The sequence below is a fragment of the Metabacillus idriensis genome (genome assembly GCF_050483325.1).
GTDB lineage: Bacteria > Bacillota > Bacilli > Bacillales > Bacillaceae > Bacillus_P > Bacillus_P idriensis_A.
In genome coordinates this window covers 419,687-443,347 of record NZ_JBCMYF010000001.1, presented here as the reverse complement: position 1 = coordinate 443,347, position 23,661 = coordinate 419,687, and the positions used below count along the sequence as shown (strand labels likewise).

The 23,661-nt window shown below is 40.4% G+C and carries 26 protein-coding genes; 7 read left to right on the top strand and 19 right to left on the bottom strand.

What is annotated here, in order from left to right:
• Nucleotides 1-92 precede the first annotated feature (92 nt).
• The 4 genes from ABEQ24_RS02135 to ABEQ24_RS02120 all read right to left on the bottom strand — a co-directional run bounded on the left by ABEQ24_RS02135 (nt 93) and on the right by ABEQ24_RS02120 (nt 4,014).
• Nucleotides 93-1,283, bottom strand: a complete 1,191-nt coding sequence (locus ABEQ24_RS02135; protein ID WP_430005226.1) for an anti-sigma-I factor RsgI family protein — start codon at nt 1,281-1,283, stop codon at nt 93-95.
• Nucleotides 1,280-2,026, bottom strand: a complete 747-nt coding sequence (gene sigI / locus ABEQ24_RS02130; protein WP_430005225.1) for an RNA polymerase sigma factor SigI — start codon at nt 2,024-2,026, stop codon at nt 1,280-1,282. Before sigI ends, ABEQ24_RS02135 begins: the two co-directional genes overlap by 4 nt.
• A 475-nt stretch (nt 2,027-2,501) precedes the next feature.
• Nucleotides 2,502-3,299: a TerC family protein gene (locus ABEQ24_RS02125; RefSeq protein WP_430005224.1), complete on the bottom strand. Its 798-nt coding sequence runs from the start codon at nt 3,297-3,299 to the stop codon at nt 2,502-2,504.
• Between the two features lie 103 nt (nt 3,300-3,402).
• On the bottom strand, nt 3,403-4,014 hold the full coding sequence (locus ABEQ24_RS02120) for a DedA family protein (RefSeq protein ID WP_430005223.1): 612 nt from the start codon (nt 4,012-4,014) through the stop codon (nt 3,403-3,405).
• A gap of 136 nt (nt 4,015-4,150) precedes the next feature.
• Between ABEQ24_RS02120 and ABEQ24_RS02115 the strand changes: the two genes are divergently transcribed.
• Nucleotides 4,151-4,921: an undecaprenyl-diphosphate phosphatase gene (locus ABEQ24_RS02115; RefSeq protein ID WP_430005222.1), complete on the top strand. Its 771-nt coding sequence runs from the start codon at nt 4,151-4,153 to the stop codon at nt 4,919-4,921.
• 21 nt (nt 4,922-4,942) lie between these two features.
• Here ABEQ24_RS02115 and ABEQ24_RS02110 read toward each other — a convergent pair whose 3' ends face one another.
• Nucleotides 4,943-6,448, bottom strand: coding sequence for an aldehyde dehydrogenase family protein (locus ABEQ24_RS02110; RefSeq protein WP_430005221.1), 1,506 nt, complete (start codon nt 6,446-6,448; stop codon nt 4,943-4,945).
• Nucleotides 6,449-6,645: 197 nt separating this feature from the next.
• On the opposite strand from ABEQ24_RS02110, the gene ABEQ24_RS02105 reads away from it, so the two are divergent.
• On the top strand, nt 6,646-7,503 hold the full coding sequence (locus ABEQ24_RS02105; protein WP_430005220.1) for a Ku protein: 858 nt from the start codon (nt 6,646-6,648) through the stop codon (nt 7,501-7,503).
• Between the two features lie 20 nt (nt 7,504-7,523).
• On the opposite strand, the gene ABEQ24_RS02100 is transcribed toward ABEQ24_RS02105, so the two are convergent.
• Nucleotides 7,524-8,054, bottom strand: coding sequence for a D-glycero-alpha-D-manno-heptose-1,7-bisphosphate 7-phosphatase (locus tag ABEQ24_RS02100; protein ID WP_430005219.1), 531 nt, complete (start codon nt 8,052-8,054; stop codon nt 7,524-7,526).
• A 72-nt stretch (nt 8,055-8,126) separates the two neighbouring features.
• On the opposite strand from ABEQ24_RS02100, the gene ABEQ24_RS02095 reads away from it, so the two are divergent.
• Nucleotides 8,127-9,971, top strand: coding sequence for a DNA ligase D (locus ABEQ24_RS02095; protein WP_430005218.1), 1,845 nt, complete (start codon nt 8,127-8,129; stop codon nt 9,969-9,971).
• Nucleotides 9,972-10,759: 788 nt separating this feature from the next.
• Here the strand turns inward: ABEQ24_RS02095 and ABEQ24_RS02090 are convergent.
• The 4 genes from ABEQ24_RS02090 to ABEQ24_RS02075 all read right to left on the bottom strand — a co-directional run bounded on the left by ABEQ24_RS02090 (nt 10,760) and on the right by ABEQ24_RS02075 (nt 13,371).
• Nucleotides 10,760-11,218 carry a MarR family winged helix-turn-helix transcriptional regulator gene (locus ABEQ24_RS02090; RefSeq protein ID WP_430005217.1) on the bottom strand — a complete coding sequence of 153 codons (459 nt, stop codon included), beginning with the start codon at nt 11,216-11,218 and terminating at the stop codon, nt 10,760-10,762.
• Nucleotides 11,219-11,583: 365 nt separating this feature from the next.
• Nucleotides 11,584-12,171, bottom strand: a complete 588-nt coding sequence (locus ABEQ24_RS02085; protein ID WP_430005216.1) for a molybdenum cofactor guanylyltransferase — start codon at nt 12,169-12,171, stop codon at nt 11,584-11,586.
• Between the two features lie 446 nt (nt 12,172-12,617).
• Entirely contained in the window at nt 12,618-12,803 is a 186-nt protein-coding gene (fbpA, locus tag ABEQ24_RS02080) for a Fur-regulated basic protein FbpA (protein WP_430005215.1), read from the bottom strand.
• Between the two features lie 412 nt (nt 12,804-13,215).
• Nucleotides 13,216-13,371, bottom strand: a complete 156-nt coding sequence (locus tag ABEQ24_RS02075) for a hypothetical protein (RefSeq protein ID WP_430005214.1) — start codon at nt 13,369-13,371, stop codon at nt 13,216-13,218.
• A 191-nt stretch (nt 13,372-13,562) separates the two neighbouring features.
• Here ABEQ24_RS02075 and ABEQ24_RS02070 point away from each other — a divergent pair, with 191 nt between their 5' ends.
• Nucleotides 13,563-13,892: a MerR family transcriptional regulator gene (locus tag ABEQ24_RS02070; RefSeq protein ID WP_070879431.1), complete on the top strand. Its 330-nt coding sequence runs from the start codon at nt 13,563-13,565 to the stop codon at nt 13,890-13,892.
• A 120-nt stretch (nt 13,893-14,012) separates the two neighbouring features.
• Here ABEQ24_RS02070 and ABEQ24_RS02065 read toward each other — a convergent pair whose 3' ends face one another.
• The 3 genes from ABEQ24_RS02065 to ABEQ24_RS02055 all read right to left on the bottom strand — a co-directional run bounded on the left by ABEQ24_RS02065 (nt 14,013) and on the right by ABEQ24_RS02055 (nt 17,500).
• Entirely contained in the window at nt 14,013-15,740 is a 1,728-nt protein-coding gene (locus ABEQ24_RS02065; protein WP_430005213.1) for a methyl-accepting chemotaxis protein, read from the bottom strand.
• Nucleotides 15,741-16,070: 330 nt separating this feature from the next.
• Nucleotides 16,071-16,226, bottom strand: a complete 156-nt coding sequence (locus ABEQ24_RS02060) for a hypothetical protein (RefSeq protein ID WP_154318085.1) — start codon at nt 16,224-16,226, stop codon at nt 16,071-16,073.
• 20 nt (nt 16,227-16,246) lie between these two features.
• On the bottom strand, nt 16,247-17,500 hold the full coding sequence (locus ABEQ24_RS02055) for a helix-turn-helix domain-containing protein (protein ID WP_430005212.1): 1,254 nt from the start codon (nt 17,498-17,500) through the stop codon (nt 16,247-16,249).
• Nucleotides 17,501-17,802: 302 nt separating this feature from the next.
• Between ABEQ24_RS02055 and ABEQ24_RS02050 the strand changes: the two genes are divergently transcribed.
• Complete coding sequence (locus ABEQ24_RS02050; protein ID WP_430005211.1) at nt 17,803-18,099, top strand: S8 family serine peptidase; 297 nt, start codon at nt 17,803-17,805, stop codon at nt 18,097-18,099.
• A 37-nt stretch (nt 18,100-18,136) separates the two neighbouring features.
• Here the strand turns inward: ABEQ24_RS02050 and ABEQ24_RS02045 are convergent, their stop codons facing one another.
• Nucleotides 18,137-18,550, bottom strand: coding sequence for an organic hydroperoxide resistance protein (locus tag ABEQ24_RS02045; RefSeq protein ID WP_430005210.1), 414 nt, complete (start codon nt 18,548-18,550; stop codon nt 18,137-18,139).
• Between the two features lie 117 nt (nt 18,551-18,667).
• Between ABEQ24_RS02045 and ABEQ24_RS02040 the strand changes: the two genes are divergently transcribed.
• Together ABEQ24_RS02040 and ABEQ24_RS02035 are read left to right on the top strand one after the other, a co-directional pair.
• Nucleotides 18,668-19,108: a MarR family winged helix-turn-helix transcriptional regulator gene (locus ABEQ24_RS02040; protein WP_430005209.1), complete on the top strand. Its 441-nt coding sequence runs from the start codon at nt 18,668-18,670 to the stop codon at nt 19,106-19,108.
• A gap of 107 nt (nt 19,109-19,215) precedes the next feature.
• Nucleotides 19,216-19,392, top strand: a complete 177-nt coding sequence (locus ABEQ24_RS02035; RefSeq protein ID WP_430005289.1) for an aspartyl-phosphate phosphatase Spo0E family protein — start codon at nt 19,216-19,218, stop codon at nt 19,390-19,392.
• Nucleotides 19,393-19,824: 432 nt separating this feature from the next.
• Here ABEQ24_RS02035 and ABEQ24_RS02030 read toward each other — a convergent pair whose 3' ends face one another.
• From ABEQ24_RS02030 to ABEQ24_RS02010, 5 genes are all read right to left on the bottom strand, one after another.
• Nucleotides 19,825-20,226, bottom strand: coding sequence for a hypothetical protein (locus ABEQ24_RS02030; protein ID WP_430005208.1), 402 nt, complete (start codon nt 20,224-20,226; stop codon nt 19,825-19,827).
• Nucleotides 20,227-20,274: 48 nt separating this feature from the next.
• Nucleotides 20,275-20,607, bottom strand: coding sequence for an AbrB/MazE/SpoVT family DNA-binding domain-containing protein (locus ABEQ24_RS02025; RefSeq protein WP_430005207.1), 333 nt, complete (start codon nt 20,605-20,607; stop codon nt 20,275-20,277).
• Between the two features lie 130 nt (nt 20,608-20,737).
• Nucleotides 20,738-21,742, bottom strand: a complete 1,005-nt coding sequence (locus tag ABEQ24_RS02020) for a LacI family DNA-binding transcriptional regulator (RefSeq protein WP_430005206.1) — start codon at nt 21,740-21,742, stop codon at nt 20,738-20,740.
• A gap of 169 nt (nt 21,743-21,911) precedes the next feature.
• Nucleotides 21,912-22,880, bottom strand: a complete 969-nt coding sequence (locus tag ABEQ24_RS02015; RefSeq protein WP_430005205.1) for a sugar phosphate isomerase/epimerase family protein — start codon at nt 22,878-22,880, stop codon at nt 21,912-21,914.
• A 14-nt stretch (nt 22,881-22,894) separates the two neighbouring features.
• Nucleotides 22,895-23,653: a sugar phosphate isomerase/epimerase family protein gene (locus tag ABEQ24_RS02010; RefSeq protein WP_430005204.1), complete on the bottom strand. Its 759-nt coding sequence runs from the start codon at nt 23,651-23,653 to the stop codon at nt 22,895-22,897.
• Nucleotides 23,654-23,661: the final 8 nt, after the last annotated feature.

The following is a 23,661-nucleotide window of genomic DNA, read 5'->3' as shown; positions in this document are numbered from 1 at the left end:
GTGCAAGTACCCGGCGGTTCTCAAGTTTATAAGTTATGTAAAAAATAAAAAGCGCCAATCCGTTCTAATCATTCTTTTTGGCACTTTAAACATTAATCACGATCGGATCTTGACCCCTTGTCATCGTCGTCATCGTCATCCTCTTCGCCGTCATCTCTTTCTCGATCATATTGATCCTTGCCCCGATTTTTTTCTCTGCTATCTTCATCTCTATCGTCGTCGTCATCATCGTCATCGCGGTCATCTCTGTCTTCACGCTGCCAATGGCCCTTTTCCCTTTCACGCCGCTTTTTCTCTGCTTCTTTTTTTGCTTTTTCAGCTTTTTTATCTTTATCAATTATCGAAACTTTGTCTTTAGGCGGCTCAGGGATGACTTTTTTCTTCTCCGGAATCGTTTCTTTCAGCTCTTCCTCCTTTATTTCAGGCTTTTCTCTTTTTGCCGGTTTTTCGGGAGGTGCTTGTTTTTCTGTCTCTTCCGCAGGAGGCTTCACGGCTGGAGGTGTTTCCTTGCTGTTTTCTTCTTCATCAGAATGAATGGGTGTCTCTTGCTTTCCTTCTTCTTTTTCGCCCTTATTTTCGTTTGAAGGAGGAGTTTCTGCAGGCTGCTCCGCAGGTTTGGGGTTTAATAGCATATACTTGCCTGTTGAAATGCCTTGATCAGACGCTTTTTTTCTAGTCTCAACATCTGCTTCAACCGCACTTACTTTCACATCTTCGCTTTCATATGAATGTTTCAGTTCATCAACATCCGCAAGCATTTTCTTTTTGGCAGATTCATGTTTGTCATCTGTGGTAACCGTTGTAATAAATATTTCTTTATCGCCCTTTAAATAACCTAAATCTTTGCTTTTGTCGACAATTTTGACAAAAACGTCTGAAATCTTTCTGTTTTTCCAGTCTTTTAAATCACCAAGCATTTTTTCCCCATCTTCATTCATCGGCTCAATCTGCACGACCTGAAGCTTCTCATTTAATCTCAGTTCAAAGCTTGGATTAATATCAATTGTCATGTAAGCATACACTTTGTCATCTTTAAAAACGGGCAGGACTGTAAAAAAAAGAAGGATGATAGCCACAACTGCCAATAACCCGTTTCTCATTCCGCGCAAATTAAAAATGCTTAATGACTTTGCCCTTTCGCTTGCATCTGAAAGTTGAAAAAAAGTAATTTCCTCACCCAGCTCGTATGAACGTTTTTGTTTGTTTGCTTTCAAAAATTGTCCATCGGGGGTAAGTAATGTAATGTAATCATCATTTCGATCAACGACGATCCCTTTTTTCATGATTGAAGCACCCCTCTTATATAGTCTTTCAGATAAATGTAATCCCCAGATAAAATAATTGTCATAGCAATAATGTATTTTCTATTTCTCTCTATTGTTTTGCGACTGACAGATACAAGCGTCTCAAGCTGTTTGACCGGCAGCTGTTTTTTTGTAAACAGGATGCGCTTGAGTTCATCATGTTCAATAAGAATTTGTGCCACCTTAATTGCATTTTGTCTTGCATCCATATGCTTTGGAGACTGCTCCATCAGTTCTGAAAAAGACAAGCCGAATTCCTTCAGTACAGACTGGAAGTAAATAATCTCTTCTCTGCGCTGTTCTTGTTCAATCAGTTTTTGATGCTCTTCAATCGACAGATCCGCCTCGATCTTGCTTTGCGAGGCTTCGCCTTCTTCATGTTCCTGAAGGTCAATGTTTACAGTCTGCGCATTTCTTGCTTCTTTCCGGATATAATCGATCACTTTTCTCTTTATAATCAATTCGGCGAACGCAAGAAGCGAGCTCCCTTTTTCAGTTGAATACTTTTCAATGGCCTCATTAAAAGCAATGAGTCCGATACTGAATTCATCGTCTCTCTCATCAATGTACCTTTTGCAGACCGAAGAAACGGTTTTTGCCACGAAAGGTTTATATTGGTCAATCAGTGTGTTCTGCATTTGCTGATTCCCATCTTGGATCTGCAAGACAGTCTCTTCTAAAGTTGGTTTCTTTTTGCCAAGTTTAAACAGTAGGCTAAGCACCGGTTCTCACCTCAGTTTCTCCCATATTACTTCGTATAATCATAGCTAATTTGCATGGAGAGCGCAAAGGAAGAAAAATGGAATTATGCTTACCCGTTGATTTAAAGGGAATGGGAGACGGAAAAAGAATGAAAGCTCTCAGATGATTTTATATCTTCGGTTTTACTCCTCTCGATTATTTTTTTCTCACTAAACAGCTACGAAATGAATTCGGAATTTGAGGGTGTGAAAATACTTTTTTTACAAAAAGATTACAAAGTATGTGAAAAAATATAGGAAAATTGGCTGCATTTGAAAATTTTATCAAATTAAAGGAAGGGAATTACCAATAAGAAGAATTAATTACTATTTTTTCCTCACCTTCAGAAAAATGTCCAAATTGCACAATACCTATTGAAGATAGGTATTGTGCCAAACACTGTTCATTTTTCCCAGATCAAAAAAAGCATCCGGTTCAAATTCGGATGCTTCCTTCTTATCTGTCTTCCGCTTTTTCAATCATTCGTTCTTCTTCTGATTCCGGCTTGTCGCTTTCGTCTTTTGAAAGGAACCAGCCTGCTATTGCTATGCCTGCAAGGACAATCCAGAAAATCAGTTTCCAAGTGGCAGACTCAATGAAATGCTTATCTATCATATTGATGTCAGGATGTGCTAATGTGTATAACGCGAGCTTCACACCAACCCAGCCTACAATAACGAAAGCTGCAGTTTCAAGACTGGGTCTCCTTTGCAGAAGAGCGACGAAAAAGCTTGCTGCAAATCTCATAATGACCAGACCGATGACCCCGCCTGCAAGAATGACTAAAAACTGTCCGCCGTCAAGTCCCCCGATTGTAGGCAAGGCTGTTTCAGGCAAAGTTACAGCAAGAGCAACGGCTGCTAAAATCGAATCGACTGCAAAAGCGATATCGGCAAGCTCGACTTTGATGACGGTTCCCCAAAACCCTGATTCCTTCCGTTCTTTCTGATTATGGAGATCCTTTTTAAAGACGAACTTTTTAAGAATATGATTGATTGAAATAAACAGGAGGTAAATCGCTCCAATTGCCTGCACCTGCCAGACGTCCACTAAAAATGAAATTAAAAACAAGGAACCAAAACGCAGGACGAAAGCTCCCGCCAATCCGTAAAACAGCGCTTTTTTCCGCTGATCATCAGGCAAATGCTTAACCATGACGGCCATGACCAAAGCGTTATCTGCTGCTAAAATCCCTTCAAGGGCAATTAATACAAGGAGCACCCAGCCGTACTCTAGCAATAAAGCTAAATCCATTCTTACATTCCTCCTAATAGCGTATTTAATCTATATACCCACTATCATTTCACTTCTATCCTAAAAACACCTTTGCCTAATCATGGCAAAGGTGTTTTTCTGGTTAATTCTTATGAGTAAATGTTGACGGCTTAATGGCTTTTCTTGTCATAAACTTGTACAAAAGAAATACAATGACAGCAACAACCCCTGCAGGAAGCAGATAGTCGTTGGCTATTCCGCCGACTTCCTTCCATTTATCGCCCAATTTAAAGCCAAGATAGACATACAAAAATGTAATCGGCAGCATGGCAGCAAACGTATAGACAGAAAAAATCCAGACGTTCATTTTAGCCATTCCGCATGGTATGGAAATCAGCGTTCTCACTCCGGGAAGAAAACGGGCGGTAAAAGCCACCATTGCTCCATTCTTTTCGAAAAAAGCATCTGCTTTTGAAAGATTTTCTTCATTAATGAACATATATTTTCCATACTTTATAAGAAATGGTCTTCCCCCGTAGCGGCCAAGCGCATAAAGCGTCAGCGGTCCGATCGTTCCGCCGACTGTACCTGCAAGAACCGTTCCCCATAAAGTCATATCTCCCTGATAAACCCAATACCCCGCAAGCGGAAGAACCACTTCAGCAGGCACAAACTCAAAGCATAGTGCAAGGAGCACGCCAAAGTACGAAAGGTCTTTAAAGTATTCAATAAAAGCCAGAATGTAATGTTCCATGTTCAGTACCAAACTCCTTTTCAGTTCTACAAGCTATCATACTACACATACGATTAAAAAGGGACAACTTTACAGATTTTTAATTTTCGGCTTTTTTTCTGCGGATAAAGAGCAACTCTTTAATCGAGGTGAAGAAATGGATTGGCTGCAGGCAATGATATTAGGATTTATACAAGGTCTGACTGAGTTTCTGCCGATAAGTTCTACCGGGCATCTCTATTTGGGAAGAATGCTGTTTGGCATGAAAGACGGGGGCATCTTTCTTGATACGATGCTGCATATTGGAACCTTTATCGCACTTATTGTGTTTTACCGGGATATTTTGCTGAAGCTTTTGAAAAATCCTTTTACCAAGCTGACGTTTTTATTATTCCTTGGAACACTGCCGGCTGTTTTCGCAGGAGTATTTATCAGTGATTTTTTTGACGGCATTTCAAAATCAGGCGTTACCATCGGATGGGAGTTTTTAATTACAGGAGTATTTTTATGGTTTGCTGATTCCATAAAGAAAGGCTCAAAAAAACTGGATGATCTGACAGCTGGCGACGCATTATTCATCGGATGCTTTCAGGCGCTTGCTATTTTCCCGGCGATTTCAAGGTCAGGAATGACGATAGTTGCAGGCTTGATGCGGAAAATAGATAAAGAAACCGCTGCTTACTTTTCATTTTTGCTTTCCATACCCGCGATATTTGGAGCCCTCGTATTTCAATCAGCTGATCTTTTTTCAGGTCATGCAGCTTCAATCGGCTTCATGCCATTGCTTTTGGCAACCTTGACCGCCGCATTTACTGGATATGCCGCTGTGAAATGGATGATAGGGTATGTAAAAAAGCACTCTTTAAAAGGATTTGCGGTATATGTTTGGGCTTTGGGTATATGGGTTATTGTGATTCAATCTATTTAAACCAAGTAAAAAATAGCCGCCTTAAGAGGTGCGGCTATTTTTTTTTCTGAACATCAGCTTCAAAAATGAGCGGATTTTAGGATATTTATTCTGATAGGGATACCACTGAATCTCCGTTTTTTTCTTTCCTCGGTCAAGCAAAACGGATTTTTCGTGACAGAACACTCGAATGCCGTCTTTGCCGTGATACTTTCCAATTCCGCTGTGTTTCACTCCTCCGAATGGAAGATGGTGATTGGCAGCTGATATCATCACATCGTTAATGACTGCATTTCCGGTTACAAGCTTTGAAACGACCCGTTTCGCTTTCTTAATGTCTTTGCTCCAAACGCTTGCATTCAATCCGTATATGGAGTCATTTGCAAGTCCTATTGCTTCTTGCTCTGATTTAAAAGGCATAACCGTTACGACGGGACCGAATGTTTCCTCTTGTACAAGTTTCATGTTTTGATGAACGTCAACAACAATTGTTGGAGGAATGAAAAGTCCGGCAGACAAGTCCCAATCACGCGGCATTGTGCCGGTGACCAAACGGGCTCCTCCCGCAATCGCCTCTTCCAGCTGATCTTTAATTATGTCAATCTGTCCGTGATAGGTCATGGATCCAATATCATCATTAACGTCCGTTCCCTGTTTAAGCTTAACCGTTTCATTTTGCAGCTTTTCAAGAAATTCAGCATAAACACTCTGCTCGACATATATCCTCTCAGAGCTCATGCACACTTGCCCGCTGTTCGTAAAAGCACCCCACGCTGCACCTTTTGCAGCGCGGTCGATGTTTGCATCTGCAAAAACAATGACAGGATCTTTTCCTCCAAGTTCAAGCGTCGATGGGATTAATTGTTTTGCAGCTTCCTCCTGTATTTTTTTCCCTGTTGCAACCGACCCGGTGAAAAAAATATAATCAGGCTTTCCGCTCACAAGCGCAGCTCCCACTTCCTTTCCTCCATGAGCCACTTGTACGAGCCCTTTAGGAAACTCAGCAAGCTTGAATAAATGTTCAATGCATTTCCCTACTAAAGGCGTTACTTCAGATGGCTTCAGGATAACGGAATTGCCGGCAGCAAGTGCACTCAGAATCGGGACCATCGAGAGCTGCAGAGGATAGTTCCATGGTGAAATAACAAGCACCGTGCCTCTTGCCATATATTCTATGTAGCTTCTCTTTCCAAAGAAATTAACCGGAGTATGCACACGGCGCGCAGCAAGACTTTTCCCCGCCGTTTTTTCTAAAAAAGAAATCGCATCCAAAACTGGCATTACATCAGCACTGACAGCTTCTACTTTCACTTTTCCAGTATCTGCTGCGATCACTTCGATGATTTCATCCATCCTCTCCAGCATAACGTCCTTTACCTTTCGAATGAAAGAAAGCCTTTCCTTCACACTTTTTTCTTTCCAGGTGTCAGAGGCTGATTTTGATAGATCATACATTTGCTGAATATGATAAATAGGAGTTTCATCTATATTTTCAGCACTGGTTAAAGTAGCTGGGTTCAGGACGGTCATAGACTGATTGCGGGACATTGCAGCCCCTCCTTTTCGGCATCGTTATTTAGCTATTCCCACTAAAAAAGATCATAAACTTTATTAATCGCATCTACTAATACTATCGTCTTATACCTGAAAGAATTGACATTCTTCAGCTAAAAACCATTTTTTTCTGCGCATCATCACACAATAAACGCAGAAGCTAAGAAAAAAAGGAAAGCGGGAGAAAAATCATGCACACAATGTGGAAAGGCTCGATCAGCTTCGGCCTTGTCAATATCCCAATCAAATTATATGCAGCTACTGAAGATAAAGATGTGAAACTCAGAAATTTACACAGCAAATGCCATACCCCTATTCAATATGAAAAAAAATGTCCGAACTGTGATGAAACTGTCGGGAATGACGATATTGTCAAAGGGTATGAATATGTAAAAGGCAAGTTTGTCATTTTAGATGAAGATGAATTGAAACAGCTAAAACATGAACATGAAGATAAAGCTGTTGAAATTATTGATTTTGTGAACCTGGAAGAAATCGATCCCATCTATTTCAATCGATCTTATTTTATCGGTCCCGGTGAAAATGGCGGTAAAGCCTATTCGCTGCTTCGTGAAGCTCTTTTAAAATCTGGAAAAATCGGTGTTGCTGAAATGACCATCCGTTCTAAACAGCAGCTGGCTGTTGTCCGCGTGTATCAAAATACCATTGTCATGGAAACCATTCATTATCCGGATGAAGTCAGAAATACAGCAGACGTTCCAAGTGTGCCCGAAAAAACAGAGCTTGGAGAAAAAGAACTTGAAACAGCGATCATGCTGATTGATCAATTAACAACAACCTTCAGCCCGGAAACCTACAAAGATGACTACCGGGAAGCCTTGCTTAATCTTATTCAGAAAAAAGCCGGCAGTAATGAGGGGAAAACACCGGCAGATGCACCGCGCGAAAATGTTGTTGACCTGATGAGCGCTCTTCAGGCAAGTATTGACCGCTCAAAAGAAAAGCCGGCGAAAAAAGAGACTGCCGCAAAAAAACAGGAGCCAGCCAAAGCGAAGAAAAAAACGAAAACTGCCCGTAAAAAAGCCTGATATCAAAAAACCTCGTCAGGTCATACGAGGTTTTCTTCTTTGACTATCCAAGAAGCCGCTTCAAACAGAGTGTCAAACCGAAAATCTGCACCATGATCCTCTGAACCGATTAAAATCGTTTTCGCGCAAGCGGCCTTGCCTGCAAGGATATCAACATCCCGATCGCCGATCATGTAGCTGTGTTCAAGATTGATTCCATGCTTTTCGGCAAGTGCTGTAATCATGCCAGGCCCTGGCTTTCTGCAGCTGCATCCGGCGTAAGGGGCATGAGCGCAGTAAGCAACCTCCTGGATACGGCCGCCCTCTTTTTCAATTTCACCAATCATTTTTAGGTGAATCTGCTGGAGCATCTCCTCTTTCATATAGCCAAGACCCACACCTCCCTGATTCGTCACGACAAATATAGTAAAGCCTTTATCATAGAGAAGCCTTACTGCTTTTGCAGCTCCTTCTAAAAGATAGAGCTGAGCGGGATGATTCACGAATTTTACGCGGTCCGATAAAACTTCATTGATCACGCCGTCACGATCCAGAAAAATGGCTTTTTTCAAATTGAAACGCTCCCCTTCATAAATAGAATGCTAATGTGCAACAGTAAGAAAAAATGCAAAAGGACGATTGCCATGTATGTAAAACCAATGCTTCCAACCCTTTCAGCCCAAATTCCTGAAGGAGAAAAGTGGAGCTATGAAGTCAAATATGATGGATTCAGGGCTATTTTGTCCATTTCAGAAGAAGAAACCACACTTATCAGCCGCAACGGAAAAGACCTTGGCCCGCTTTTCCCTGAAATCATAGATGCTGTCCAATCTATCTTTGACAGGCTGCAGGAATTTATGCCGTGCACTTTCGACGGTGAACTCGTATCATTAAAAAACCCGTATAAAGCATCCTTTGAAGTCATCCAGCAGCGCGGAAGGATGAGAGCTAAGGACAAGATCAGCCAGGCTTCAGAAACAAATCCGTGTCAGTACTTGATCTTTGATATTCTTGAATGCAAGCACGAAAAAACGGCTCTTTCAGATTATCTTTCACGAAAAAAGAAACTAAAAAACATTGCAGCATCATGCGGATTCCCTCTTGAACCTATAAATAACACTCAGCTTATTCAATATGTTCCCTCCTGTTCAAGGACTTTGTGGAGCAGCATTCTGGCATTTGATTCAGAAGGAATGATTGCAAAAGAACATAAAAGCAAGTGGGAGGCAGGAGTGCGCACGAAATCCTGGATGAAAATAAAAAATTATAAATATGCTTTGTTTTTTATTATAGGATATGACAAGAAGAATGGGTATTTTAAAGCGGGTGTATACAAGGGTGAGGATGTGATAGACGCTGGTGTTTTTTCTCATGGTCTGGAGGGATCTGACCGAGATTCTTTACTTAAAATTCTACGGGAAAATAAAAATAGCGAGGATTCACAATGGATCACCATTTCCCCTGCGATTTGCGTGGAGCTGCAATTTCTGGAGCTTTATAAAAATCAGCTGCGCGAACCCTCTTTTTCAGCATTCCGGTTTGATCAGCATCCTGAAGAATGCACATGGGAGCAGCTGAAGCTGAATGCCGTTTCATTTCACGAAGAAGTCCAGATCACACATCCTGATAAACCGCTGTGGGAAAAACCGCTGAGAACGAAAACAGATTATTTGGCTTATTTAGTGGAGGTTTCCAACTATATGCTGCCTTTCTTGAAAAATAAACTTCTGACGGTTATTCGTTATCCTCACGGAACTTCTGATGAAGCTTTTTATCAAAAAAACTGTCCGGATTATGCGCCAAAGTTTGTGGCAACATCGGAGCAGGATGGTATCAAGTATATCTTGTGCAACGATATCTCTACTTTGATCTGGCTTGGAAATCAGCTCGCCCTGGAATTTCATATCCCTTTCCAGACCTATGATTCCTCCTGTCCGAATGAAATTGTTTTTGATCTTGACCCTCCGTCTAGGGATGATTTTCACTTGGCAGTTTCAGCAGCGATTGAGATGCGCAAGCTCTTTGATTCATTCGGCCTTGCTTCCTTTCCAAAGCTATCTGGAGGTAAAGGAATTCAGATACATATTCCCTTGACTAAAAATCGTTTTTCATATGGGCAGACAAAACAGTTTACGTCCTTTATTGCTGAATACCTTGTCAATGCTTTCCCTGAGCTGTATACAACTGAGCGGCTCAAAAAAAACCGGGGAAACCGGCTGTATATCGACTATATCCAGCATGCTGAAGGTAAAACGATTATTGCTCCCTATTCTGTAAGAGGGAATCCTGATGGTGCATATGCGGCTGCCCCTCTAAACTGGGATGAAGTGAACGAAGAACTGAGTGTTCATCAATTTACGATGGAGGCTGTATCAGAGCGAGTGAAAGATGGCTGCCCTTTTCAAAAATACTTTACTTCCCCGCAGGACGAAGTGATTGAGCAGGTGCTTGATTTCATCGCTAATAATAAAGGACAGCATTCTTTATAATTAAGAAGGAATCGGAAAATTGCAGGTTTGGTTCAGAAGTGCAAAACATTAAAACAGCATAGGAAATAACACTTCAACTAGCCGAATAATTGGTGTGTTTTATCTTACAAAATACCCTTTACTACTGGGTAATTGTGATAAAATGGAAATAAACTTGAAAATTATTAAAGAGCAATATTGTCATATAAAGCAGCCTGTCGCTGTGAAGGGAGTGTGGTCAAAAATAATGAATTTAAAACATAAATTACCTCTAATTGGGTCTGCCTTCTTACTTATAATTACAATCATTAATCTTGTGTCAAAAAATAGCTTGATTAATGGTGTTATCAGCATTTCCCTTTTCCTAATAACCATTATTTTGTACTATATTTCAAGAAGACAACTAATGAAACAAAGTGAGAAATGAAAAAGCCTCTTCAGAAACCGGGGGATATTGATTTGAATATTTTTGAACTGCTCGGCATTTTCACAGCATTTTACGCTATCAGGTTTTTTATGGATACGAACTATAAGAAACGAAAAAAGAAGTGGGTAGCTCTTGATATCATTCTTATTTCAATATTGGCTTTTATAGTTCAAAGGATAATAAATTTCTTATTCAATTAATGAGAGCGATTGATGCAATTCCCCTATGATTACGCTAGATCACTCGGACGCAGAACACTTTTTCATGACCTATGATCAAACAGCAAGACACATGCAGAAAATTGGACATGAGGTGAATATAAAGCTTGACATACTATTTTCTATTTGAACAATAAAAAAAATCCCGGCATCCGCGGGATTTTTTATCGAAATAATAAATGCTGGCTATGAACGCCTGCTTTTTTGAGCAAGGCCATAAGCTGCTGCTGCTCTTCAGTAGAAAGCCCCGAAAAGGCGCGCGCCATTCTAAGCGTGTGAATCGGATAAATTTCATCCAGATAGGTTTGTCCTTTTTCCGTCAGCTTCGCATAGACAGACCGTTTATCTTTTGGATCTTGTTCACGGTAGATAAATTCATTTTTTTCAAGCTTATCAATGACATAAGTTACATTGCCGCTGACAAGCAGCAGCCTGGAGCCGATTTGCTGAAGCTTTTGCGGACCCTTCGTATAAAGCAGTTCAAGAACTGAAAACTCCGTCGGATTAAAACCGTGTTCTTTGCTGTCGCGGATGGAGTGCTCTGACACACTTTTAAAAGCTCTTGCAAACGTTTTAAATAAATTCAATGAAAGTTCAAGTTCTTCATTTGTATAAGACACCATTCTCATCGCCCTCTTACTTTAACATTCTTAAAATGTCATAAAATTCACACAGTTCTTTCATTTATTCTACTATCAATCCTGTGTTTTTTGAAGCAGTTTCTTTTTTAGAATTACTAGATTCATTGTGAGCATCCCTGCGGTATATTGATTCTTTTATTAATGTTAATTGGACTTATTCAGGAATCATTTTGACCATCTGATTCCTTTATTCTCTCATATAGGCTGTATTAGGTAATTAAACCCGTTCATTGATTCCTCTTTTTTAAAATTTGATCTGGTTTTTTGGATTCATACAGGCTCTTTAATTCCTCTTTTCAAGTAGTTCATCTGGAATAAGGAATCATTCAAGCCTAGTGCTCTGATTTCTAACTAAAACTTTGTTTGTGACCATCTACTAGAATCCCCAAATCTTCTCTTCTGTTGATATTGGCAAACCGTTCGGGATTGCTGAAATTAGCTTCATCTAAATAGACGGGATTTAATTGATTCAGCAAGGTCATCATCTTTAATTGTTTTTGATCTAATAATCTCTCAATCTCAGATAAAATGGAGAAATGATATAACGCACATAGAGGATGACACTTTCCGTATACGACTGGGATGACAGCCGGCTGTTTTTCATTTATGCCAGATATGAGAACCGTCAGAATCTCCTTATCAATAAGCGGCATATCGCATGCCAAAACAAGATACCAGTCTGCCTGAACCTCTTTCATGGCAGTATATAGTCCTGCGAGCGGGCCCATCCCTTTATACTGGGCGCTATCGCTGAAAAATTGAACATGCTCTTTAGCATGATCTGTCCGCCCGATAACTGCCGCAGTTTCTGTTACCGCTTTCAAATTCTTTAAAGCTAAATCCAAAAAAGTACTGTCTTCGTAAGGCTCAAGTGCTTTATCTGAACCAAACCGCCGTGACTGTCCGCCGGCTAAAACGATACCTGCAAGTTTCATTTCCATTCAGCCCCTGCCTGCACATCTTTTTCTCATCTTAACACACAATGATTAGTGGAAGCTATTATCTCTAATTTCATTTTATAAGGAAAATGGAAAAGGACGAGGAAAATCATTAAGAAGAACTGAAGGAGTTATCGAAGAATCTGGGTTATCAATCTATTTTGTATGCAAGTTGGTGCCGATTCATCAAACGTTCCCCTCTCAGTCATTTGCTGCATAAAGCACCTGCAGCTCAACAGCAGAAAGAAACAATATTTTATTACACGCAAGAAAAAAAGCCGGAGACGAACTCGACTTTGAACCGAGGCTATTATTATTACATGAATGGACTGAAAACAGTATGCCGGAAATTGATTCTGTCATCTGAAAAGTTCCTCCAAGCCCCAATAAAGACAAGGTCACATACAGGTTAAATGTCATTTTTAAACACTCTTAATTCATGTTCAAACAGACTTTTTATGTGAAAGCTTGATTAAAGGGATATTCTTATAAAAATGATGATATTCCTTTTTTAACTCTGACATGGTCATGCTGCTTAAAACTTCGGGATTATAAATGCCAAGTGATAATAGCTTTTTGCAGTAAAAAGCTCTTTGATCTTCCAATGCTTTTTGAAATAATTTACTCATATTTTCATTTCCCCTTTCATTATGTCCTCTCTTCACTTTACCCGCTGATTGTTGCGATTCAGTTAAGTGCGTGTAAAAATTCACTGACATGTGTTAAAAAGCTGTAAATGGTCGAAACTAGTTTCTAAATCGTTCCAGGAGATGATGAAACAGTGAAGCATATTCGGCCGGCAGCTTTCCGCAAAAACCAGCATGATCAAGACATTTACTTCCTTAATACGTTTGAACCAAAACAAGAACAGCTCTTTTTCGCACGCCTTTCGATTCCAGATGAAAAGCTTCTATTTTTATGTGCATATGAAACGGGCCTTAACCGTTTCGGTGATGTAACTTCATTATTCACAGAAGAATACATCCTTGAGCTGACTCAATATTTGACAGGCTATTCCTCCTCAATCCCTTCAGCAGCCCATCAAGATGATTTTTTCAAAAAGCCATTTTGCACAAAACGCAGAAATTCATGAGCATCTTTCCCGATAACGGTATGCAGATCCTCAAGCATTTCATCCCTCCTTACATCTAATTCCACTATTTTTTTGGCAATTTCAGCTGCCTTCTTCATGTCCATGCTGTCTCCTCCTTCAAACTCTTACTGTTAGTTTAATAAGAAAAAATCCTTTTTTCAGCATTCTTGTCAATAAACCTTACATATTATTTTCTTTTTCTTACAAACCATGTTAGATTTTCTGACAAAACTTCACTTTTCCAGCTCAGAGTGAGGTATAATTGGAAAAAGAATCTAATGTGCGGGGTGGAAAGATGGAACAGCACGACCACTCATATAAAGACAAAAAAGTCATTTCAATTGGAATTGTCAGCGAACTTACCGGCTTATCACTAAGGCAGATCCGCTACTATGAAGAAAGGCATTTAATTTCTCCCCAAAGAACAACACGGGGAACGAGAAAATATTCATTTTCCGATGTAGAGAGGCTCATGGACATCGCAAACAAACGGGAAGATGGAGTACAGACAAATGAAATTCTAAAAGAAATGCGGAAAAAAGAAATGCGCAGCAAACCGGATTACCGTAAAAAAATGCTCGAAGGCCAGCTTAACGCGCAATTTCATTTCCGGAATAAGAAATGAAGGGCATAAAATTCATATCAGTGATGCGAAAAAGCTCAGAGCCTTTATGCTCTGAGCTTTTTCAGGTGAATATGAATAAAAAATGCGGCATCTTAATCAAATTGATTGAAACCGAAATGTTTAAAATTGAAACCGATTAACAAGCCTGCTCAATTTTCCGGACAAGTCTGATAAGGAATCTGCGTTGCTTGAGATTTCTTCCATGGACTGGCTGGACTGCTCTGCAGATGCTGCTGTTTGTTCAATTCCTGCAGCTGCTTCTTCCGATACAGATGCAATGCTTGATATGGATTCATTCATTAGTTCACTGCTTTTCATGATCTGTTTTAAATCCTTTTGAATGGTGACAATTCTTGTTGACATATCTTCAATAAAAGCTTTGATTTCAGAAAAGCTTTCCCCTGTTTGATGAATGGATTTTGCTCCTTTTACAATCTGCTCATATCCGTCTCCAAGGTTTTCAGCTACTTCTTCCGTTTCTTTTCTGACATTGCCTACAATTTTATTAATATCAACAATCGACCTGGATACTTGTTCAGCAAGCTTTCGGACTTCATCTGCCACAACTGCGAATCCTCTTCCATGTTCTCCTGCACGTGCAGCTTCGATTGCTGCATTCAGAGCGAGGAGATTCGTTTGGTCTGCGATGCTTTGAATAACGTCTACTAAAGTAGAAATCTGTCCTGACTGTTCATCAAGACGTTTCACTTTCAGCACTGTATTTTCCATTAAATCATTAATGCGGTTCATTTGACTGACAGAATCGCTCATTAATGAATAGCCTGTCTGTGATTGATTCAGCACTTCAGCAGAGGCTTTTGCGACAGACTCGCCATTCTGATTGGCGATGTATATCGAATTCATCAGCTCGCCCATAGTTTCAGCCAGATCGGACGCTGAGTTTGCCTGTGTTTCTGCACCTGAAGACAGCTCTTGCATGGTTGAGGCAATTTGCTCACTGCCTGCCTTTAGCTCTTTTGATGAGGTTTGAAGCTGTTCACTCTGCTCAGCAACAGACAAAGAAGCTCCTGAAATATCTTTCACAATGCCATTCAGCTGCTGATTCATTTCATTTACAGAATGAATGAGGTCGCCTATTTCATCGCGTGTACTGGATACAAGAGGCTCATGATTCAGCTGACCATTCGAGATCGCCTTCATTCGGCTGACGATTGCTGAAATCGGTTTTGTGAGCGCATTAGAAATCCGGATGGCCAAGTAGACACCGATTGCGACTATTACAACTGAAAACACAATCCCAAGAACATTAATAAACCGGCCTTGATTAATGATTGCATCTCCATCTTCAATAATGGCTTTTTCCCGCTCACCAGCAAGAGAATCAAACCCATCTGTCAGCTCATCGGCTAGATTTTGCACATCCCCGCGGAGTGTCTGGTTCGCCGTTACTCTCATTCCGGAATCAAAGCTTTTGATAACTTCCTCTTCCACGATTTCTTCCCAGTCAGCACTTTTTTCCATTAACTCGCGGCTTTTCGGGTTATCACTTTGGGCAAGAAGTTTTTTCTGCAGCGCCTGACTTTCTTCAGTCAGTTCATAATATTGATCTTTATACTCATCTTTTCCATAAATAAAATACGCTCTAATGAGAGACACGCGCTGCGTAATATTATCTCTGAGCTTTCCTTCTGCGAGAAGCGACTGCATATCCTCCTGCACAATCTGCTTTGTCCCGCTGTTAACCATGCTGAAACCAACAATATTAAACGCGGCCATCATAAGACTGAGCACAATAATAACTGAAAAACTGCCAAGCAGCTTTCCTTTTAAAGTAAATGATGCAAAGCTCTTTTTCTCTCTCGGCTTCCTTTTATTTAACCGCTTCATCCTTTAGGTGCCCCCTCTTTTCTGTACTATAGATACTATTCCTCACTTCAGTTCCATTTTTCCTGTGAAATAAGGCTCATATCTTGTTCATCGGCTATTTTGACAGAATATTTAGAGAGAGATTAAGAAAAGCGAAATCAATTTCTTTAACCCGGCTGAACAGGGAATAGGCAGGCAAATGCACGAATGATTTTGAAAAGCACACCTATTAATTTGGAAACCAAGCGAATTATTTCTAAACTCACATGAATTAATTTGAAAACCAAGATAAAAGCTGCGATGCTATTATTCTGGAAGCAAAAAAAAGACAGCGCATATGCGCCGTCTTTTTTATACGATTTTCGGATGATCCGGTTCAGAAACAATCTTCGGATGATCCGGCTCTGATACAATCTTCGGATGATCCGGTTCAGAAAATAAGCCAACTCCTGCTGCAAATGCTAACGAAAAAACTCCAGCGGTGATGCCCATAACTATTTTTTTCATGACAAGCTCTCCCTTGTTATTTAATTTGCATATGCACGTTTCAAAGCGGTACATACGATTTGGTAATATTGAACGGCTGATTTGTATTTGTGGCGATCTTCGAAGTAGGATGCCATAAGCTCTGAATATTCAATGATATACTGCTGTTTTTCATGCTCGATAAAATAAGGGATAACGACTTCCATCATAAAAAATTCAAATTCAGAAGAGAGATTATCCTCCAGCAAATATTCATAGATTTTAAAATGATAGTCATATTCCTGATTAGGATTATTTTCTAATATGGTTTTACCCTCTACTATCCACTTCTCAGCCTCTTCTTTATTTTCTAATTGATAATAAGCATAAAGAATCGAAAAAATGGTGCTTAATGATTCATTTTTATCTTTAAATTGCAGAGCTTCATTGTAGCGGTCAATTGCCTGTTCATATTTTCTGGTGATTGAACTGAGATACCCCATATTATGATAGATCATTCCAAGCAGACTTTTATCATTCAGCTGCTCGGCAATTTTCCTTGCCAGCAAGTAGCTTTCTTCTGAACGGGTATGTTCCTCGCACCGCAAATAATTAATTCCAAGCAAGATCTGACACTCCGCACATCTCATTAGATCATATCTTGATTGATATATATTTAAAGCAAAGTGAGTGTACTGGATGACCAGTGCCGCTTTTCTTAATTGACTCAGAGTCAGGGCAACCGAATAATAGAGATCTGCTTCTTCCCACTTTTCAAAAGGCAAATGCTTCGTTAAAAAGCGCTCCGCCCCTTTGAGGTGCATAAGGGCTGAAGAATATTTACTTTGAAGATAGTGATGAAGGCCGACAAATTTCTCGTAATAATAAGTCATCTTTTCTTCGAAGATATCTTTGTACAAATTGATCTTTTCAAGCAATGCATCCGCTTCTGCAAACTCTCTTTCAGTCAGCAAATACCTGAATTCAAACAGGACAAAGTAAATCATGGCTGTTGTGTCACTCGATGACTGGATTTCTTTCTGCAGGTCAATGTACCTTTTTTTCAGATGATCGTGCTTGCGGTGAACGATATCATGATACCAGTCAAATAAGGATTTCATCAGGGGAATTTCTTCTTCTTCGATGAGGTTGATCTCAAGCCTGCTGCATAGGTAATCAAGTACTTCAATACTTGCGGTCGTCTGATTGTTTTCGATTTTCGATAAGTAAGAAGTGGAAATGATGCCTCGTGAAAGTTCCTCCTGCGTCTTATTCTGCTGTATGCGATAGAACCTTATTCGACTTCCGATTTCCATGTTCAGCACCTCATCTTATACTAATCTGTATGTTTAGTTCTCTCTTTATTATGCCGAATCCTTTTACATTCGTATTGGGAAAATAGACTCAATTTTTCTGAATAATACATAAAATAAAGACCCATATTTCCCAATATGCAAAAAATCCAGGAAACATCCCTCCTATTTCCTCCTATTATTCCTGAAAATAGCCCCGCTTTTCCCAATACAAATGACTCTATTAAAATGGTAGCATAATTGATAGAATAGTCAAACTTTTTTAGACTCCATGATAATTCTATACTATTTAAGGAGGTTTATTCATGAAAAAGGGGAAGGCTCAGAGTATTTTGTCAGCTATTATTCTTATTTTCTCCATGATTTTTTCTGTATATCCTGCTCTTAATAAATATCAGGATGATGCCATTTTTTATGGAACGTCCATACCATCGCAGCACGCAGCTGCTGCAGCCGCATTCATTTTTTCTAAATGCCCTAACATGTCAAAAACTGAGTTGCACAGCCGTGTGAAAAACACCGCTGTCCGTCTCGGTAATCTCTTTTATTATGGTGCAGGACTAATTAGTGAACAGGGTGCGGCGATCCAAATAGAAAAATAGAGCTCGGTCCTTTTGGACATGAGCTCTATTTCAGGTTTTAGACAACTTTTAATTCTACCTCGATATTTCCTTTTGTTGCTTTTGAATAAGGACAAACACCATGAGCTTTCTGTACAAGCTCTTCCGCTCTTTCTTTTGATATGTCTGGAATGTGAACTTCTAAAATAACAGATAAACCGAAACCAGAATCGTCCTTCCCAATTGATACATGTGATGTAACAGATGTTTGGCCGATATTTTCGCGCTCGGTTCTCGCTACCAGATTTAATGCACTGTCAAAGCAAGCGGAATATCCTGCTGCAAATAATTGCTCAGGATTCGTTCCCTCTCCGCCTCTTCCGCCAAGTGCTTTAGGCATATCAATGGCAAGGTCAAGCTCTTTGTCTTTCGTTTGGACTCTTCCTTCTCTTCCGCCTGTTGCAGTTGCAGTTGCTGTGTAAAGTTTTTTCATGTTAGGATCCCCATTTCATTTTATAAAATTAAATTGTGCATAATTTGTTTTTGCAAAATTAATATAACAGCGATATAATGGGTTTGTCAATCAATAAATGTCGGGAGCAATGAACCAATGCCATCAGAGAAACATCCTCTCAGCCTGGAACAGCAGCTTTGTTTTTCCATTTATGCGTGTTCTAGAGAGATGACAAAAATGTACAGACCCATTTTGCAGGAGCTTGAACTGACGTACCCTCAATATTTGGTCATGCTTGTACTGTGGGAGCATGAAAAAATGAGCGTGAAGGACTTGGGCAAGGAACTGTTTTTGGATTCAGGCACACTCACTCCCCTTCTGAAAAGACTTGAAGAAGCCGGTTTGGTTGAGCGCATTCGTTCTAAAGCAGATGAGCGCAAAGTAGAAATCAGTTTAACGGCAAAGGGCCTGAAATTGAAAGAAGAAGCGTACCGTGTCCCTGAGTATATGCTGAATTCAAGCGGTCTTTCACAGGAAGATTTCCAGAGGCTGAATCACGAATTTCGGAGTCTGCTTAAAAAACTGACTTCTTTATAATTATTTTTCTTCAAAATGAACTATAGTAGTTTATAACAGCTAAAAAGTGACGATATATAAATTATTCACGGATATTTTGCATGAAATGTGAGGTGATTCTCTTGAATATGGTAGATATTCTAATTGAGAAATATCGGCAGGAAATGTTTGAAAGCGCCAAAAGAGACGGACTTAGTTCCGTGACTACCCTAAAAGCAAGCCAGCAGCTTGACCGCATTTTAAATATCGGCATGCAAATAGAACCGTCGAAATGGATGGAACGAAAGAATCAAGTATTGAATTAACGATATAGGAAAAAAAGGGGAAACATCTAAAGCTCACTAAAAGCCAATAAAGATCAGGCTGAATATCCAGTTAGACTATTGACGGGAGGGATAGGCGCTCGATCCGATATAAATGTGTGAAGAAATGGATTGTCTAATAAGTCTATAAAATGAAGAAGACAGGAAAAACAAATGTTTTTTCCTGTCTTTTCTTTTAGGATCATTTCATAAATTTTGTTGTTATTAGACTCCATGTTACAAACTTTAAGTGGATTGCAGCGGAAGGAACTTGACTCCTGCGGGAAAATAGAGGGAAATGGGAGACCCCGCAGGCATGCCGAGGAGGCTCCCACCCTCCCCGCGGAAAGCAAGTTCCTCTCGCTGCAAGGAACGGACAACATTTATAACATATAACAATAATTATGCTAAAACAGACTTTTTGTACTGCTCCTTTTAAGGGTTTTCTTTTTCTTCAACCACCTGATCCACATAATCAACAATCAGTTCATCTTCATCTGTTTCCCTCACACGGAAGGCAATGGCCTTGGTCTCGTTTTGATCATCCTGATCATAATAGGCGCGGAACACATAAAAGCTTTCTTCTTTAATTTCAAAATCTTCGAGTTCCAGATTGTCTATCTTCCACTTCTTTTTCAGCGAAATCAGCTCTTGAGGAGAGTGATAAGCTCCTTCTAAATAGATGTCTCTCATCTCTCTTTTATTTTCATCCAGAATGGCTTCAAGCATATCCTCAGTCACAACAAGCCTTCGGTCACGGCCCTCATCTTCATCCTTGCAGGCAGACAGGAACAGGGCAAGAAGACAGAGGATTAGAACCTTATGTATGTTTCTCACTTATTTACCCCCGTACAAACTGAAACCGGCCCAAAACAGGCCGGCTGATCAGCTTGATAGTTTATTTGAACCTGTCATTTCATCTGGAGGAACAAAAGTCACTTTTTGCCCTTGTTCATTCCATTCTATCTTCAGTTTTTCTCCCACATCAATTTCACATATATTTCGAATCTCACTCGGAATGGTTATCGTTCCCTTGCTGCTTAAAGTCGTTTCATTTTCATAGGCGTTGTTATCATCCATGATTAAATCGATGGTTTTACCATCTGTCTGAACGATGACCCGTTCACCTGTCTGTATGTTTAATTTTTTGCGAATGTAGGAAGGAATCATCACTTGACCATTTGACCAGATTTTCACGAAAAATGGACCTGTTTTCATCGATATCACTCCATTCCTTCTAAAGATACCTTCTATTATAGCATGAAAAACGGCCATTTCCTTTTTTCACGCACTGATTCAGGCTGCAGCCATGGCAGCACTAAAAATCAATCAGAGATCCTGATTGCTTTCAAGCCTCCATTTTTTTAGCAGCGCTGGTGGATTTTCTAAGGACAAGCTCTGTCGGGAGAATGTAATCTTTCCCTTCAATCCCTTCATTTAAAGCCTGATAGATAAGATGAGCTGCGAGCGAACCAATTTCATAATTGGATTGCTTGACCGTCGAGAGCGGCGGTGAGATATATTGGGAAATTTCAATATCGTCAAAGCCGATGATGGATAAATCATCTGGTATATGCAGACCGGATTCTTTAAATGCTTTTAATGCTCCGACAGCCATTTCATCATTTGCACAAAAGACGGCAGATGGCGCATTTCCTTGCATCATGAGGATCTTGGCAGCATAATAGCCGCCTTCCCTCGTATATTGTCCCTGAAGGATCCAGCTTGGATGAAGAGTAATTCCTGAGTCTTTAAGGGCCTGTTTATACCCTTCAAACCGAAGCTGGTTATCACGATTATGGGAAGGTCCTCCAATATATGCGAGCTCTTTGTGGCCAAGTTCTATTAAATGCCGTGTTGCCTGATAGCCTCCAGAAAAATTATCAACAAGCACATGGATGATCGAATCGCTCTCAAGCTTCCGGTCAAGGACGATGATTGGAAAATCCTCTCTTACCGACCCAAGAATCAGTTCATCCGGAAGACTTTCAGCCAAAATAATGACGCCATCCACCCGGCGCTCCTGCAAAAACTTTGAAGCTGTTGTCACATTGCCTCCGATGGAACTGCAGGCGATAAGACCATATTGATGAGTAAGGAGCGTGTCTTGCACACCCCGCATTAATTCAGAATAAAAGGGTCCGGATAGATCCTGCACGATAATCCCGATTGTTTCGGTTTTGCTTCGTTTCAGGTCTCGTGCAATCCCGTTTTTTTGATAGTTTAACGTTTTTGCAGCTTCTAAAACACGTTTTGCGGTTTCTGCATTCACTCTTGAATTATGATTTAACGCATAGGATGCTGTTGAAACAGCTACCCCTGCCAATTTAGCAACATCTTTGATTGTGGCCATACGATTTCTCCACCTTACTTTCATTGCTTCTTTCTGGTTGCCTGAGATGACTTTAACGGAGTTGTTTCCGGGGAGTTCGAGGTTGTGGATACGGTCAATCGCTATTCAAACCGGCACGAAATGTCCGGTTTGAATGCGAAATAGGACCTGTTTAATCTTAGAATACTGCTTAAGCCCACCACATATTCGTCGGCTGTTCTTTAATTAATACGCTTTTCAGATTTGTGACCGCACGCTGGAAACCTTCTTCAATCGACATGATCGGATCTTCATGCTCAATGCTTACAACATAGTCATATCCGTATGTTCTTAGTGCGCTGATCATATCAGACCATTCCTGCATGCTGTGTCCGCAGCCGACAGAACGGAAATTCCATGCTCTTGACTGAATTTCGCCGTAAGGCTGCATGTCAGTCAAGCCATACATGTTGATGTTGTCCTGATCAAGGTATGTGTCTTTTGCATGGAAATGATGTATCGCTCCTGCTTTGCCAAGGATTTTAATGGCGCCGACAGGATCAATGCCCTGCCACCATAAGTGACTTGGGTCTAGGTTAGCACCGATTGCATCACATGTTTCTTCTCTTAGTTTTAAAAGAGTATAAGGAGTGTGAACAAGGAATCCGCCGTGAAGCTCTAAACCGATTTTCACGTTTAGACTTTGTGCAAGCCCTCCGACTTCCTTCCAGTAAGGAATCAATTTTTGCTCCCACTGCCATTTTAATACGTCATTGTATTCGTTCGGCCATGGTGCTACCGGCCAGTTTGGATATTTTGCATCTTCATGATCGCCTGCTGTTCCGGAGAAACAGTTGACAACAGGAACGTTCATTTCATTCGCAAGCTTAATCGTGTTAACCAAAGTTTCATGAGATTCAGCAGCAAATGCCGCATCCGGTGAAATCGGATTGCCGTGGCAGCTGAACGCGCTGATTGTCAGTCCGCGTGAAGTAACTTTTTCCAAATACTCATTTTGCTTTTCCTTGTTGCCCAGAAGTTCTTCTAAAGAACAATGTGCATTGCCAGGATAGCAGCCTGTTCCAATCTCAACCGCTTCAACACCTGATGCTTTCACATAATCTAACATTTCATCAAGATTTTTATCTGCAAATAAAACAGTAAATACTCCAAGTTTCATCGTAATCTTCCTTTCTATGCTTTTAATAGCTCGTCCATTTTTTTCGAATTGAGCGCAACTGCGTCCATCAAATCGCCATCAAAATGCTCCTGTTCAACGATAAACCATGGCAGTTCAAGCTCTTTTCCAAGGGTAAGCAATGATTTCATGTCAAGTTGTCCAGTGCCGATGACTGTGCTCTGTTTCTCGCCATTTGTTTCTTTCATATCTTTAATATGAAGGGTCACAACACGCTCGCGCTGCTCTTTGATAAGTGCCAGAGGATCAAGTCCCGCAAAAGAAACCCAATAGCAGTCAAGCTCGAATTTTACAAGCTTTGCGTCCGTCTCATTGAGCAAAACATCAAAAGGTGTCTGCTCTCCGAATTGATGAAATTCGAAATCATGATTATGATAAGCAAGCTGCAGGCCTTCCTGCTTAATGATTTCACCAGCTTTGTTCAATTCTTCGGCAATTCGCTTGTAATCAACAAGTCCTGTTCTTTGCTCTTCCGTCAAATAAGGCATGATAATCAGGTCGTTTCCGATTTCCTGATTGTAAGAAATCACTTGTTTAAGCCCGTCCCCCGTAATTTGGTCATAAGGCACATGACTCCCCGCTGCCTTCAGTCCATACTCTGTTAATGCTTTTTTCAGACGATCGGCAGGCGTGTCATAATAGCCTGCAAATTGTACCCCTTCGTACCCGAGATCCGCCACTTTTTTCAAAGTGCCGAGAAAATCCTCCTCAAGCAGTGTTCTGATTGTATAGAGCTGAAGTCCTTTTTTCGTCATGATTTCTC